This window comes from Halomonas sp. SL18_1, from assembly GCF_055755715.1.
This window is the reverse complement of sequence record NZ_JBVTRK010000001.1, coordinates 2,475,649-2,488,850: the sequence shown is the minus strand read 5'-3', so window position 1 is coordinate 2,488,850 and position 13,202 is coordinate 2,475,649. Positions and strand designations below refer to the sequence as shown.

Below are 13,202 nucleotides of genomic sequence, written 5' to 3'. Positions count from 1 at the left end.
TCATACTGACGTCAGCGATACGCCATAGAGTCTAGCCAGCATGCCCTCATCCAGAGCCCTAGGAGATTTCACGGTCATTCAGCAGCGCAACCTGGTAGATCAGGTCGCCGACTTTCTCACCCAGGCCATCATCGTCCAGCGCTTTGCCCCCGGCGAGCGCCTCTCCGAGGTGCAGCTGGCCCGAGAGCTTGGGGTGAGCCGGGCCCCGGTACGTGAAGCCGCCCGGCTGCTGGAAAGTCGCGGGCTGCTGGTCAGCCAGCCGCGCCGGGGTTTCTTCGTGCGTGCCCTGGATGGCCGTGAGCTGGACGATATCTTCGATTTGCGGCTCTGCCTGGAGCGCCACGCCATCGAGCGGCTCGCGCAGGATGCCGCATCCGAGACCCTTGACACCCTGGCTCGCCAGGTGGACGTCCTCTGCGAGGCGGCCGCCAGCGGCAACGAGAGTCGGCGCATCGAGGAGGACCTGAATTTTCACCGCCTGCTCATCGCCTCGGCGGGCAATCGCCGCCTGCTCAAGACCTTCGATGACCTGGCTCATGAGCTGCGTTTGTGCATCACCCTGATCACCAAGACCCATGAGAGCCCCGACACCATCGCCGACAGCCACCGCTGGCTGCTCGAGGCGCTGGCCAGCGCCTCGCCGGCACGCTGTCGCGAGGCCATCGATTACCATATCGGCGTGGCAAGGGATTACGTGGTGCGGGGAGTCGGCGATTCGGCATGAGAGGCGCCGGGTTCGGGTCACCCCCGGGGCATGGGATAGCGCCGGTCTGCCTTGCCGGCCTTGACCACCTGCCCCGGGGTATCGTGTCCCACCAGCGCCGGCAGCCCCGCGGCCACCGCCAGCAGGGCGTCCAGGTCGACGCCGGTGTCGACCCCCATCTGCTCGAACATATGGACCAGATCCTCGGTGCAGACGTTGCCGGTGGCGCCCGGGGCGAACGGGCAGCCCCCGAGACCGCCGAGTGAGGCATCGAAGCGCTGGATCCCGGCCTGCCAGGCGGCTAGTGCGTTGGCCAGCCCCATGCCTCGGGTATTGTGGAAGTGCAGGGTGAAGGGCGTGTCGGGCCAGCGCGCCACTACCGCTTCGCACAGCCTTCCGACCTGGGCGGGGTTGGCCATGCCGGTGGTGTCGCAGAGGGTAACGCCATCGATACCCAGCGCTAGCAGCCGCTCCACCAGTTCGATCACCCGGGCCTCGGGGACTTCGCCCTCGAAGGGACAGCCAAAGGCGGTGGAGAGCGAGGCGTTGAGGAAGACGCCGCTGTCACGCGAGGTGGCCACGATATCGGCAAACCGCTCGAGCGACTGTTCCGGCGTCATGCGCAGGTTAGCGCGGCCATGGGAGTCGCTCGCCGACATGACCAGATTGATTTCGTCCACCCCGCAGGCCAGCGCCCTTTCGCAACCTCGCCGGTTGGGCACCAGCACGGTGATGCCGACATCGTCGCGGCGCTGAATACCGTTTATCACTTCCTCGGCATCGCGCAGGTTGGGAATCGCCTTCGGCGAGGTAAAGGAGGTCGCTTCGATACGGGCCAGGCCGGTGGTCGATAGGGCATCGATCAGGCGTATCTTGGCGTCTGTGGGTACGAAATCGGCTTCGATCTGCAGGCCGTCTCGGGGCGCTACCTCATTGATCTGTAAGCGTGTCATAAGCTCTCCTGAGGGTGGCCGATCGAGGCGGCCGAATCAGATAATGCCGGCCTGGCGCAGCTTCTCGCGGGTCGCCGTATCGATGCCCAACTCGTCGAGTACCTCGTCGGTGTGCTGTCCCAGCGCCGGCCCACCGTTGCCTAATCGTCCCGGGGTGGCGCTGAGCTTGGGCAGAACCCCCGGTACCTTCAGCGGCTTGCCGTTGGGCCGGGTGATGCTTTGGATCATCTCGCGGGCGAGGTAGTGGGGGTCGCTGGCGATGTCGGCCGCGGTATAGGGGTAGCCGGCCGGCACCCGGGCTGCATCCAACTGGGTGAGGATGTCGTCACGCTCTCGCGTTAGGGTCCAGGCCTGGATGGCGCCATCGATACGCTCGGCTTGGCGAGAGCGCCCATCGTTATGGGCCAGCGCCGGGTCGTCGGCGAGATCGGGACGTTCGATCACCTGCATCAGGCGCTTGAAGATGCTGTCGCCGTTGCCGGCGATCAGCACGTAGTCGCCGTTGCGGGTCCGGTAGGCATTCGAGGGCGTGATTCCCGGCAGCGCACTGCCGCTGGGCTGGCGGATATCGCCGCTGGCGTCGTACTCCGGCAGCAGGCTTTCCATCATGGCGAAGACCGACTCGTAGAGGGCGATGTCGACTTCCTGCCCCTGGCCGCTGCGGGCCCGCTCCTGGAGGGCTAGCAGGGTGCCGATGACGGCATACAGGGCCGATAGCGAGTCGCCGATACTGACGCCGACTCGCACCGAGGGCTGGTCGGGATGGCCGGTCAGGTAGCGCAAGCCGCCCATGGCTTCGCCGATGACCCCGAAGCCGGGCTTGTCGCGATAGGGGCCGGTCTGACCGTAGCCCGAGACGCGCACCATGATCAGTCCGGGGTTGATGGCCGAAAGCGCTTCCCAGCCGAGGCCCCAGGATTCGAGGGTGCCAGGGCGAAAATTTTCCACCAGCACATCGGCCTCGGCGACCAGGCGGCGCACCAGGTCCTGGCCCTCCTGGCTGCGCAGGTCCAGCGATACCGAGCGCTTGTTACGGGTCTGCACGTGCCACCAGAGCGAGGTGCCGTCCTCGATCATTCGCCAACTGCGAAGTGGATCTCCGGTGCCCGGCGGTTCGATCTTGATGACGTCGGCACCAAATTCACCGAGCAGCTTGGTGGCGAAAGGCCCGGCAATCGAGCTGGCCCAGCTCCAGCACCTTGAGGTCATCCAGCGGCAGGCGCCGGACATCCGATCGCGTCATGGTTGGCACTCCTTGGGCGAGATGGGATCAGCATGGGCGAGACCGAGCGGCGCAACAATTCAGGATAGAGGAAGTGTGGTTTCGTTTTTAACGAAGTCTTGTCGTAGCATGGTCCTTCCTGCTCTGCCGACGAGGATGCGACGTGCGCCGATTCGACTTTGTCACCCTGAAGCTGTTCGTGTCGATTGCCGACGAAGGGCGGCTAACCGCTGCCGCGGAGCGCGAGCATATGGCGCTGGCCGCAGTCAGCAAGCGGATCAGCGATCTGGAGTCGCTGGTGGGTACGTCGCTGCTGTATCGCAGGCCGCGAGGGGTCGAATTGACGCCGGCCGGACACGCCTTTCTCCACCATGCGCGGCGTATTCTGGAAAATCTCGAGCGCCTCTCGGCAGAGCTGAGCGAATACGGGGAGGGGATCAGGGGCCATGTGCGGATCCATTCCAATACGTCGGCCATCATCGCCTTCTTGCCCAGGATCTGAGTACCTTTTCTCGGCAGTTTCCACAGATCAAGATCGATCTGCAGGAGCGGGTCAGCTCCGAGGTGATCTCCGCGGTACGCGATGGCCTGACCGACGTCGGCGTCTTTGCTGGCCATGTGCCCTGCGATGGCCTGCAGATCCTTCCCTACCGTAGCGACCGGCTAGTGCTGATGACGCCCAGCGACCATCCTCTGGCACAGCGTGAGACGCTGCAGCTGCACGAGGCGACCCCGTACGATTTCGTCGGACTGCAGCAGGACACGTCGCTGCAGGCTCTGTTGCACGAGCAGGCGAATCAGGCGGGCAAGACGCTGCGGATGCGCATCCAGGTGCGCAGCTTCGATGCCATCTGCCGCATGATCCACCACGGCATGGGGGTAGGGGTGCTGCCCGAGCGCACCATCTATCGCGACCTGCGCGACCTCAAGCTGCACAGCATCCCCCTGAGCGATCCCTGGGCACGTCGCGAACTGGTGATCGGCATTCGCCAGTATGAAGGGCTACCGGTCATCGCGCGGCACCTGGTCGATCATCTAAGCGCCAGCGACGGGTCATTCGTCGCGCAGGATGGTGAAAGGTGACCATTGCTGGCAGAGCGGTGCGACCTCGAGCCGGGTAATGTTGACATGAGGGGCAGCTCAGCGATGTGCAGTGCCTGGGCCGCAACATCGGCCGGCTGCAGGGAGCGAGTGCCGGCGTAGTAGCGTTCGGCGAAGTCTCGGTCGCCCTTCATGCGTACCTCGGTGAATTCACTCACGGTCATGCCCGGCGCCAGGTCGGTGACACGCACGCCTGCGGCGCTGACATCGCAGCGCAGGTTGTAGCTGAACTGTTCGACGAATGCCTTGGTGGCGCCATAGACGTGCCCCCCAGGGTAGGGGGTGTGCCCGGCAATGGAGCCGATGTTGATGATGCTGGCGCCCTGACCATGGGCGATGAGATTCGGAAGCAGCAGGCGTGTCACTGTGACCAGCCCCTTGATGTTGGTATCGATCATTGCATACCAGTCGTCGAGCTCAGCGTGTTGTGCGGGTCCCTTACCCAGGGCAACACCCGCATTGTTGATCAATACCTGGATGTCCCGGAAAGACGCGGGGAGCGAGTCGACGAGCTGTTCGACGGCCTTGCTGTCGGTCACGTCGAGAGCGGCGCTATGGATGGGCACCGAAGCCCCGAGATCATGGCGCAGGGCGTCGAGTCGACTCTGTCGGCGACCGGTAAGGACGAGGCCCCAGCCAGCGGTGGCGAAGGCCTCGGCACATGCCCGGCCGATGCCTGAGGTGGCGCCGGTGATGAATGCGATCGGTGCGGTTTCGTGCATGATGAATGCTCCATTATGCGACTCGTTATTGAGGTGCCGGCGGCGTTCGGGTTGATATTAGCCATTGGTCGCACTTTTCAGGGGGAGCGGCGAAAAGCGCCCAGGCTAGTGGGCTGCAGAGCCATCGTGAAATGCGAAGGCTCCCTTCATCAAAACCGATTTGAGCGCGGCGGGGGCTTGTTTCAAGATCAGGACACAGCACAACGAAGCCCCTCATAACCATAACGATCAGGAGAGCATCATGCGCAAGTCCATGCTTGCCACGCTGGCCACCTTCGGCATGCTGAGCGCCCCGTTCGCGCTGGCCGATTCCATCGAAATTCAGGTCAATAACACCATGAGCGAGGGCGGCTCGGAAAGCGCTGCCGTCGAGCGCTTTGCCGACTATCTCGAAGAGCAGGCCCCGGGGCGGTTCAACGTCCGGCCCTTCCTCGCCGGCTCGCTGGGCAGTGAGGATGGGGTGCTCGAGCTGCTCAACCTCGGCCAGACGCAGATCTCCATCACCGGAGGCAACTGGCGACAGCAGTACGCCCCGGAGTACGACGCCATCACCGTGCCATTCCTCTTCTCGACCTGGGACGAGGTGGACGCCTACATGGAGAGTCCTTCCGGCCAGCGGTTGGTGGAAATCGCCGAGGAGAAAGGCGGTCTCAAGTATTTTGGTACACAGCATCGCGGGCCACGCCATATGACCGCCAACAAGGCGATTCATACGCCCGATGACCTGCAGGGCTTCCGTCTACGGCTGCCGTCTCTGCCGGTGTGGCTGGAGGTCTGGGAGGAGATCGGTGCCCAGGTGGTCAACGTTCCGGCACCGGAAATCTATCTGGCCATGCAGACACGGCAGGTCGACGGGCACGAGAACTCGCTCTCTTCTCCCTACACCCGTCGGCTGTGGGAGGTGCAGGATCACATCATCCTCACCAGCCATGTCATGTTCCCCTGGAACTGGGTGGCCAGCTCGCGCTGGTGGGATGGGCTCGAGGAAGATGACCAGGCCTTGATCACCGAAGCGATCCACGTGGCGCGCCAGCACGGCACCGAGGTGGAGCGCGAACTGGACGAATACTACCTCGAGGAGCTTCAGCAGGCGGGCATGACGGTTATCGAGCCTGACATCGACAGCTTCCGTGAGGCGGCCTTGCCGGCGATCGAGCGCGTCATGGCCGACATGGCCGATGGCGTAATGGCCGATGCCATGGGGGAGAGCGCCGCCGACTGAACGCCATCGCCCCGATATCGATACGATTCGTCAGCGGCGCCCTCCGGGACGCCGCTGATTTTCTGCCTAAAGGAGTGCCATCTTGACATCTTCTGTTATGCCGCCTCCGAGAGGTCTGGACAGGGCGACCTTTTACCTGCTCCGCGGCATCACCCTGGTGTGTGATGCCGTCGGTGTGCTGCTGCTTGCCGGGATTTTGGGGTTGATTGTCGCCGCCGTGATTGCGCGTGATCTCCTCGGCCTGGGGATGCCCTGGACCGAGGAGGTGGCGTCCATGCTGGCGATCTACGCCGTTGCCTTCGGTTCGCTATCGGCCTGGGTGCGGATCGAACATCTGGTCGTGGATCTGTTCAGCCATCGCTTGGGGTGGCTTGCTCGCGGCCTCCAGTACCGTCTGGTGGCGCTGCTCTCCTGTGGATTCTTCTCCTTGGCCGCCTATGGCGCCTTGACCATGTCCGTTGCCAGTGCCCACAACCGCACGGTGTCGCTGGGTATCAGCTTCAGCTACCTCTATTACGGCATCTTCATCGCTTTTGCCGGCATGGCGGTGCTGGCGCTGTGGCAGACATTGCGCGGTCCGGTACCGTGGCAGGATTCCCTTCGCGCCGAGCAGGAGCCCAGCTGATGCAGGAACTCATGGTGTTCGTCGGCGGCCTGCTGCTATTGATGGCGATCGGGCTGCCGGTGGTGGTGGCCATCGGCATTACCTCCTTCATCGCCCTGGCGGTGACCGGCGCCGGCGGCCTGCCGGTGGAGCTGATGTCGCTGCGAATGGTGCAGACGCTCAACAACTTTACGCTGCTGGCCATCCCGCTTTCATCCTCGCGGCCAACGTCATGAACACCGGCTCGACGACCACGAGGATATTCGATTTCGCTACCGCTCTGGTGGGCTTCACCAAGGGTGGGCTGGGGCATGCCAACGTCGTTGCCAGTTCGATCTTCGCCACGATGTCGGGTACTGCCGTGGCCGATGCCGCGGGTCTTGGCAGCATCGAAATCAAGGCCATGAAGGAGCGGGGCTATGACCTGGGGTACTCGGCGGGAATCACCGCTGCCTCGAGCGTCATCGGGCCGATTCTCCCGCCTAGCATTGCGCTGGTCGTCTATGGTTGGCTGGCCAACGTCAGCATTGGCGCTCTGTTCATGGCGGGGCTGGTGCCGGGTATCCTCATGGCGGTCCTGTTCATGGGGATGACGGTGGCGCTCGGTGCCGGCAAGCGCGTGGCGATGCCGCCCCCGCGCCGTTCGACGGCAAGGAAGTATGGCGTACCGGCAAGCGGGCCATCCTGCCACTGCTGATGCCCGCGATCATCGTCGGGGAATCTGGGCGGTCTCTTCACGCCCACCGAGGCCGGTGCGATTGCCTCGCTCTACGCCGTCATTCTTGGCGGCTTGATCTATCGCGATCTCTCCCTGCTCGACCTGTTCAAGGCATTTCGGCGCACCCTGATGTTCAGCGCGGCGATTCTGCTGATCATCGCCGTCTCCAGCTTCTATGGTTGGATTCTGGTCCGTATCGGGATACCTCAGGCGCTGGCTGGCCAGGTCGCCGGCATCGACATGCCCACTGTCCTGCTGCTGCTGGCGTTTGCCCTGTTCTTCTTGCTGATCGGCTGTTTCATGTCGGTGATCGAGAGTATTCTCATCTTTACGCCGATCGTGGTGCCCGCCGCCCTGGCGGCCGGGCTAGATCCGATCCACTTCGGAATCGTCATGGTGCTCGCTCTGTCGGTAGGCGTCATTACGCCACCCTTCGGCACGGTGCTGTTTCTGATGGTGGGCATTACCCGGCTGCGCTACGCACAGATCGTGATCTCGATCCTGCCGTTTCTTATCCCTATTTTGCTAACGATTCTGATTCTGATCGCAGCGCCGCCTTTGACGACCTGGCTGCCCCGAACGCTGGGGTATTGATTGGCACAAGTGACCGCGGAGGGAACGCTCGTCTCCGCCCTGGGTCTCAGACGAGAAACGCGCAAGGGAATTCGTATGCTCGCAAGTATTCAGCGTTTCTTCCAGCAGGCCCTGGCGGAGCCCGAGACCGCCACCGATCCCGCCCCGACCCTGGAGCTGGCCGCAGCGGCGCTGCTCTGCGAGGTGATGCGCGCCGACTACCACACCGACCAGACCCAGCTCGGGGCCCTTCGCGAGCTGCTCATGACCCATTTCACGCTATCCGCGTCGGCGGTGGAGGAGCTGATGGAGATGGCGCGTGAGGAGGTGGAGGCCGCCGTGGATCATTACCAGTTCGTCAGCCTGATCAAGCAGCACTACGCCTATGACCAGCGCTGTGAGCTGGTGCGCATGATGTGGCTGCTGGCCAATGCCGACGGCGGCCACAATGCGCTGGAGGAGCATCGCATTCGGCGCCTGGCCGAGCTGCTGCATGTCAGCCACTCCGACTTTATCCGTACCAAGCTGCAGGTTCAGGGAGGTGGCAGCGAGACGTGACCGTTACGGGCCCTGGGGCGCCGCAGCGCCGCCTGTTCCAGGCTGCTAGAATGGACGCTTCGCTCCGGTAGCATTGCCGGGGCTTTTCGTCTGTAGAACGGAGGAGCGGCATGTCTCGCGAAACCATCGTCCTCGGGGCCGGTATGGTCGGAGTCTCCATCGCTTGGCATCTGGCCAGGCGCGGTCGGTCGGTGCTCCTGGTGGACCGTCGACCGCCGGGACGAGAGACCTCGTTCGGCAACGGCGGACTGATTCAGCGCGAGGCGGTGCGTCCCTATCCCTTCCCGCGTGAGGTGGGCAAACTGCTGAAGGTGCTGCCCAATCGTCGAGTCGATATTCGCTATAGCCTGGGCGGTATGCTGGAGGCAGCGGGACCGCTGTTCAGCTACTGGCGCCACTCGGCGCCAGCGCCGCATGCCCGGATCATTCCCGAGTATGCGTCGCTGATCATGCTGTCGACTCAGGAGCATGAGCCGATGATCGAGGCGGCAGGGGCCGCCGAGCTGGTGCGAAAGAGGGCTGGCTTGAGGTCTACCGCAGCGCCGCCGAGCTGGATGCTCGGGCAGGCGAGGCTCGCGATGCCGAGCGGCGCTTCGGAGTTACCCACGAGCTGCTCGACACGGCCGCGCTTCGCACGCGCGAGCCGCTGATATCCGAGGATCCGGTAGGGGCGATTCACTGGACCAATGCCTGGAGCGTGGCCGACCCTGGGGGGCTGGTGGCCGCCTACGCGACTAGCTTCGAGCGGGAGGGTGGGCGCTTTCTACAGGCGGACGTTCAGGGAGTGACGCCATCGGGCAGGGGCTGGCGGGTCGCGACCGATGCCGGTCACCAGGAGGCCGAAGAGGTGGTAGTGGCCACTGGCCCCTGGGCCGGGCAGATGCTCAAGCCGCTGGGCTATCGGCTACCGACGTTCGTCAAGCGCGGCTACCACATGCACTACGGTGCTCGGGAGGGGCGGCGTCTCCATCACTGGCTGCTCGATGCCGAAGTGGGCTATATTCTGGCTCCCATGACCGCCGGTATCCGTTTGACCACCGGGGCCGAGCTGAAACCCCTGGACGCCCCGGCAGATTATGGCCAGCTGGCAGCGGCCGAACGGGTTGCCCGCGAGCTGTATCCGTCGCTGGGGGAGCGCCTCGAGGAGACGCCCTGGAAGGGCGCTCGCCCCTGCCTGCCGGACATGAAGCCGGTCATCGGGCCGGCCCCCCGGCATCGAGGGCTGTGGTTCGCCTTTGGCCATGGCCACCAGGGCTTCACGCTGGGGCCGGTGACCGGGCGCCTGGTCGCCGAGATGATGGTGGGGGAGACCCCGGCGGTCGACATGACGCCCTTCCGTGCCGAGCGTTTCGGTACCTGACCGAGATCACCGACGCCGGCTTAGCTGATGAATGATGAACTTGATCACCAGGGTCATCACGTAGACGACCCAGCCGGCGGTGGCGAGGACGTTGAACAGCAGCATTTTCTGCTGTCCGCTGAGCGGCACGAACAGCCACTCCAGCACGATGCCTAAGGCCAGCGCCAAGGCCATGGGCAGGGCCAGGATATGCATCCACATCTCGGTTCGCCGCTTGCGCACGTGATAGCGGCTGAGGTGCACACGGAAGGGGCGGTGCACGAAGCTGACCAGGATCATCGCGCCGAGGGCGAGCAGGGCGGCGAGGACGGGTTCCACGCTGTCCAGCCGGGCTGAGATGCTGATCGACCAGAAGACCAATAGCCACATAAGGCCGGCCAGAATGGCAACGATATCGGCATAGTGGCGGACCCTGGGCATGGTGAATCTTCCTCACGGCGGTAAACGGCGACGATGATACGGGAAATCGCCTCGTCTTGCCGCCGCTTTGCGGTGCCGGCCCCGCGCCGGTTCGCTTTCGGTATAATGGGTGTCGTCCATTCACCCAGATCACAGGACCGGCCGTGAACGCTATTACCCTGACCCGCCCCGATGACTGGCACCTGCATCTGCGCGACGACGAGGCGCTTAACGCCGTGGTCGCCGCCACCGCTCGCCAGATGGGGCGCGCTATCATCATGCCCAATCTCAAGCCGCCGGTGACCAGCACCGAGCAGGCCCTGGCCTATCGTCAGCGCATCCTGGCAGCACTGCCGGCCGGCTCGTCCTTCGAGCCGTTGATGACCCTCTATCTCACTGACAATACGCCGGCCGAGGAGATCGAGCGGGCCAAGGCCAGCGGTCTGGTGCAGGCGGTGAAGCTGTACCCCGCTGGTGCCACGACCAACTCGGACTCCGGCGTGACCGACCTGGCCCATTGTGATGCGGCGATTGCGGCCATGGCGCGACTCGGTATGCCGCTGCTGGTGCATGGTGAAGTGACCGATGCCGAGATCGATATCTTCGATCGCGAGGCAGTGTTCATCGAGCGAGTGATGAAGCCGCTGCTGGCGCGTCACCCCGACCTCAAGGTGGTGTTCGAGCATATCACCACCGCCGATGCCGCCGAGTTCGTGGCTCAGGCGCCGGCCAATGTGGCCGCCACCATTACCGCGCACCATCTGCTCTTCAACCGCAACCATATGCTGGTGGGGGAATCCGTCCGCACTATTACTGCCTGCCGATCCTCAAGCGCGAGCGTCACCGGGAGGCGTTGCTGGCAGCCGCCACTTCGGGCAGCCCCAAGTTCTTCCTTGGCACCGACAGTGCGCCTCATGCCCAGGGCGACAAGGAGAGCGACTGTGGCTGCGCCGGGGCCTACACCGCACCGGCGGCCATCGAGCTCTATGCCACTGCCTTTGAGCAGGCCGGTGCCCTGGAGCGCCTGGAGGGCTTTGCCAGCCACTTCGGCCCCGACTTCTACGGTCTGTCGCGCAATGCGGATACCGTCACGCTGGTGCGTGAGTCCTGGCGGCTGCCCGCCTCGCTGCCCTATGCCGGCGGCCAGCGGATCGTGCCGCTCAAGGCCGGCGAGACCCTGGAGTGGAAGCTGCGCGACTGAGCCAGCCGCGAGTGACAGGGGCGGCCGCTCGCGGGCGGTCGCGCCGGTGCTGGAAGTCAGCCCGCCACCGGCTCGGCGTCGACAGGCTGGCTATGGTTGGCCAGGCGGGCCACCATGGTCTCGACCATGCGCGCCGAATGCGCTGCGGCCTTGTCGAGAAACTCCTCGAAAGAGAGGTGATTGTCTTCCCCGCCGGCGATATCGGACAGTGAGCGGATGACGACGAAGGGGCAGCCGTAATGGTGGCAAGTCTGGGCGATCGCAGCGGCCTCCATCTCGGCGGCCACCATGGTCGGAAAGCGGCTGCGCGTCTTGGCGACCAGTTCCGGGCAGGCCATGAAGACATCGCCGGTGGCGATCAGGCCCTCGACCACTCGGACTTCGCCCAGCGTTTCGATGCATTCCCGGGCAAGGGCCATCAAGCCCGGGTCGGGCAGGTAGGCGGCCGGCATGTCGGGAACCTGGCCATGTTCATAGCCGAAGACCACCGCATCGACATCGTGATGGCGAACCTCGTTGGACACCACCACGTCGCCGATCGCCAGTCCTTCACCGAAGCCACCGGCGGAGCCGGTGTTGATGATGGCTTCAGGCTTATAGACGTCCAGCAGCAGAGTGGTGCCGATGGCGGCATTCACCTTGCCGATGCCGGACTGCAGGATCACCACGTCGACCCCGTGCAGCTGGCCGTGGTGGAAGGTGCAGCCGACGTGAGAGCGGGTGCGGCGACCCACGAGCAGCGAAGCGAGGTGCTCCACCTCCTGGGGCATGGCGCCGATGATGCCGATGCGTTTCATTATCCGTGGGGTCTCCAGTTAGCCGGTGGGGCGTGTTGCCAAACCCCGCCAATCGGGGCATACGCGATGGCGCTGCGGCCAGCAAGGGGGTGAGTCGTCAGGCGTGTTCGGCGGCAGGGGTCATGGCATCGTGGACTTCCGCGGCGAACAGGGTGTTTTCCAGCAGCGAGGCCACCGTCATGGGGCCGACGCCCCCGGGAACCGGGGTGATCCAGGCGGCCCGCTGGGCGGCCGCATCGAACTCCAGGTCGCCGACCAATCGGCCGTCGGCTTCGCGGTTGATGCCGACGTCGATGACGATGGCGCCATCGCGTACCCATTCGCCCTTGACCAGCCCCGGCTTCCCGACGGCCACGACGAGCAGCTCGGCGCGGCGGACGTGCGCCTCCAGGTTGCGTGTGAAGCGGTGGCAGACGGTGGTGGTGCAGCCCGCCAGCATCAGCTCCAGGGCCATCGGCCGACCCACGATGTTGGAGGCGCCGACCACGGTGGCATCCAGGCCGCGGACGTCGAGGCCGGTCTCCTGCAACAGGGTCATGATGCCCTTGGGGGTGCAGGGGCGCAGCATCGGTAGCCGCTGCGCGAGGCGGCCCAGGTTGTAGGGGTGGAAGCCGTCGACATCCTTATGCGGCAGGATGCGCTCGAGAATCGGGCGCGGGTCGAGGTGTTCCGGAAGCGGCAGCTGTACGAGGATGCCGTCGATACGGGAGTCCTCGTTGAGCTCGTCGACCAGCTGCTCCAGGGTGCGTTGGCTGGTGTCTGCCGGAAGCGCGTGCTGAAAGGAGAGGATTCCAGCTTGCTCGCAGGCGCGATGCTTGTTGTTCACGTAGACCTGGGATGCCGGGTCATCGCCCACCAGGACGACGGCCAGGCCGGGAGTCCGCTTGCCCTCCGCCTGGCGCGCCTCGACCCGGCGTGCGACTTGCTGGCGGACATGGGCGGCAATGGCCTTGCCATCGATGCGTTGGGCGGTCATCGTCTCTCCCCCGTTGGTGGATGGTGTATGCGGCTGGCCAGCAGTCCGACGCGGCCGTGGCTCTGGCAGTCATGCAAGGATGGCGATTTTCGC

At 64.7% G+C, this 13,202-nt stretch carries 10 protein-coding genes and 5 pseudogenes; 9 read left to right on the top strand and 6 right to left on the bottom strand.

What is annotated here, in order from left to right; all coding sequences use genetic code 11:
• Positions 1–40: 40 nt before the first annotated feature.
• Positions 41–724 (top strand): GntR family transcriptional regulator, encoded by a 684-nt coding sequence (locus ACSJDS_RS12730; protein WP_473033589.1) that lies wholly within the window; start codon positions 41–43, stop codon positions 722–724.
• 17 nt (positions 725–741) lie between these two features.
• Here ACSJDS_RS12730 and ACSJDS_RS12725 read toward each other — a convergent pair whose 3' ends face one another.
• Positions 742–1,656: a hydroxymethylglutaryl-CoA lyase gene (locus ACSJDS_RS12725; RefSeq protein ID WP_473033588.1), complete on the bottom strand. Its 915-nt coding sequence runs from the start codon at positions 1,654–1,656 to the stop codon at positions 742–744.
• Between the two features lie 36 nt (positions 1,657–1,692).
• Positions 1,693–2,899 (bottom strand): annotated as a pseudogene (locus ACSJDS_RS12720) (CaiB/BaiF CoA transferase family protein).
• Between the two features lie 142 nt (positions 2,900–3,041).
• Here ACSJDS_RS12720 and ACSJDS_RS12715 point away from each other — a divergent pair.
• Positions 3,042–3,961: pseudogene (locus ACSJDS_RS12715) on the top strand (LysR substrate-binding domain-containing protein).
• On the opposite strand, the gene ACSJDS_RS12710 reads toward ACSJDS_RS12715, so the two are convergent.
• Positions 3,910–4,701, bottom strand: coding sequence for an SDR family NAD(P)-dependent oxidoreductase (locus tag ACSJDS_RS12710; protein ID WP_473033587.1), 792 nt, complete (start codon positions 4,699–4,701; stop codon positions 3,910–3,912). The pseudogene ACSJDS_RS12715 and the gene ACSJDS_RS12710 sit on opposite strands and share 52 nt — an antisense overlap.
• Positions 4,702–4,942: 241 nt before the next feature.
• Here ACSJDS_RS12710 and ACSJDS_RS12705 point away from each other — a divergent pair, with 241 nt between their 5' ends.
• The 6 genes and pseudogenes from ACSJDS_RS12705 (at position 4,943) to ACSJDS_RS12680 (ending at position 9,736) form a co-directional block, all read left to right on the top strand.
• Positions 4,943–5,923 (top strand): TRAP transporter substrate-binding protein, encoded by a 981-nt coding sequence (locus ACSJDS_RS12705; RefSeq protein ID WP_473033586.1) that lies wholly within the window; start codon positions 4,943–4,945, stop codon positions 5,921–5,923.
• A 175-nt stretch (positions 5,924–6,098) separates the two neighbouring features.
• Positions 6,099–6,548 (top strand): TRAP transporter small permease, encoded by a 450-nt coding sequence (locus tag ACSJDS_RS12700; protein ID WP_473033585.1) that lies wholly within the window; start codon positions 6,099–6,101, stop codon positions 6,546–6,548.
• Positions 6,548–6,763 carry a TRAP transporter large permease subunit gene (locus ACSJDS_RS12695; protein ID WP_473033584.1) on the top strand — a complete coding sequence of 72 codons (216 nt, stop codon included), beginning with the start codon at positions 6,548–6,550 and terminating at the stop codon, positions 6,761–6,763. Before ACSJDS_RS12700 ends, ACSJDS_RS12695 begins: the two co-directional genes overlap by 1 nt.
• A pseudogene (locus ACSJDS_RS12690) lies at positions 6,760–7,839 on the top strand (TRAP transporter large permease). The gene ACSJDS_RS12695 and the pseudogene ACSJDS_RS12690 overlap by 4 nt, the downstream one beginning before the upstream one ends.
• Before the next feature lie 75 nt (positions 7,840–7,914).
• Positions 7,915–8,376, top strand: coding sequence for a tellurite resistance TerB family protein (locus ACSJDS_RS12685; protein ID WP_473033583.1), 462 nt, complete (start codon positions 7,915–7,917; stop codon positions 8,374–8,376).
• A gap of 110 nt (positions 8,377–8,486) precedes the next feature.
• Positions 8,487–9,736, top strand: a pseudogene (locus ACSJDS_RS12680) (NAD(P)/FAD-dependent oxidoreductase).
• A 6-nt stretch (positions 9,737–9,742) separates the two neighbouring features.
• Here ACSJDS_RS12680 and ACSJDS_RS12675 read toward each other — a convergent pair.
• Positions 9,743–10,156 carry a hypothetical protein gene (locus ACSJDS_RS12675; protein ID WP_473033582.1) on the bottom strand — a complete coding sequence of 138 codons (414 nt, stop codon included), beginning with the start codon at positions 10,154–10,156 and terminating at the stop codon, positions 9,743–9,745.
• A 143-nt stretch (positions 10,157–10,299) separates the two neighbouring features.
• On the opposite strand from ACSJDS_RS12675, the pseudogene pyrC reads away from it, so the two are divergent.
• Positions 10,300–11,336: pseudogene (pyrC, locus tag ACSJDS_RS12670) on the top strand (dihydroorotase).
• 56 nt (positions 11,337–11,392) lie between these two features.
• Here the strand turns inward: pyrC and mtnN are convergent.
• A complete protein-coding gene (mtnN, locus tag ACSJDS_RS12665) occupies positions 11,393–12,133 on the bottom strand; it encodes a 5'-methylthioadenosine/S-adenosylhomocysteine nucleosidase (protein ID WP_473033581.1) in 741 nt (246 codons plus the stop codon).
• 97 nt (positions 12,134–12,230) lie between these two features.
• Positions 12,231–13,109 carry a bifunctional methylenetetrahydrofolate dehydrogenase/methenyltetrahydrofolate cyclohydrolase FolD gene (gene folD / locus ACSJDS_RS12660; protein WP_473033580.1) on the bottom strand — a complete coding sequence of 293 codons (879 nt, stop codon included), beginning with the start codon at positions 13,107–13,109 and terminating at the stop codon, positions 12,231–12,233.
• Positions 13,110–13,202 lie beyond the last annotated feature (93 nt).

What these genes read in the sequence shown, in the direction of transcription:
- ACSJDS_RS12730 (WP_473033589.1), top strand. Translation starts at nt 41, where the DNA reads ATGCCCTCATCCAGAGCCCTAGGAGATTTCACGGTCATTCAGCAGCGC.
- ACSJDS_RS12725 (WP_473033588.1), bottom strand. Translation starts at nt 1,656, where the DNA reads ATGACACGCTTACAGATCAATGAGGTAGCGCCCCGAGACGGCCTGCAG.
- ACSJDS_RS12710 (WP_473033587.1), bottom strand. Translation starts at nt 4,701, where the DNA reads ATGCACGAAACCGCACCGATCGCATTCATCACCGGCGCCACCTCAGGC.
- ACSJDS_RS12705 (WP_473033586.1), top strand. Translation starts at nt 4,943, where the DNA reads ATGCGCAAGTCCATGCTTGCCACGCTGGCCACCTTCGGCATGCTGAGC.
- ACSJDS_RS12695 (WP_473033584.1), top strand. Translation starts at nt 6,548, where the DNA reads ATGCAGGAACTCATGGTGTTCGTCGGCGGCCTGCTGCTATTGATGGCG.
- ACSJDS_RS12685 (WP_473033583.1), top strand. Translation starts at nt 7,915, where the DNA reads ATGCTCGCAAGTATTCAGCGTTTCTTCCAGCAGGCCCTGGCGGAGCCC.
- ACSJDS_RS12675 (WP_473033582.1), bottom strand. Translation starts at nt 10,156, where the DNA reads ATGCCCAGGGTCCGCCACTATGCCGATATCGTTGCCATTCTGGCCGGC.
- mtnN (WP_473033581.1), bottom strand. Translation starts at nt 12,133, where the DNA reads ATGAAACGCATCGGCATCATCGGCGCCATGCCCCAGGAGGTGGAGCAC.
- folD (WP_473033580.1), bottom strand. Translation starts at nt 13,109, where the DNA reads ATGACCGCCCAACGCATCGATGGCAAGGCCATTGCCGCCCATGTCCGC.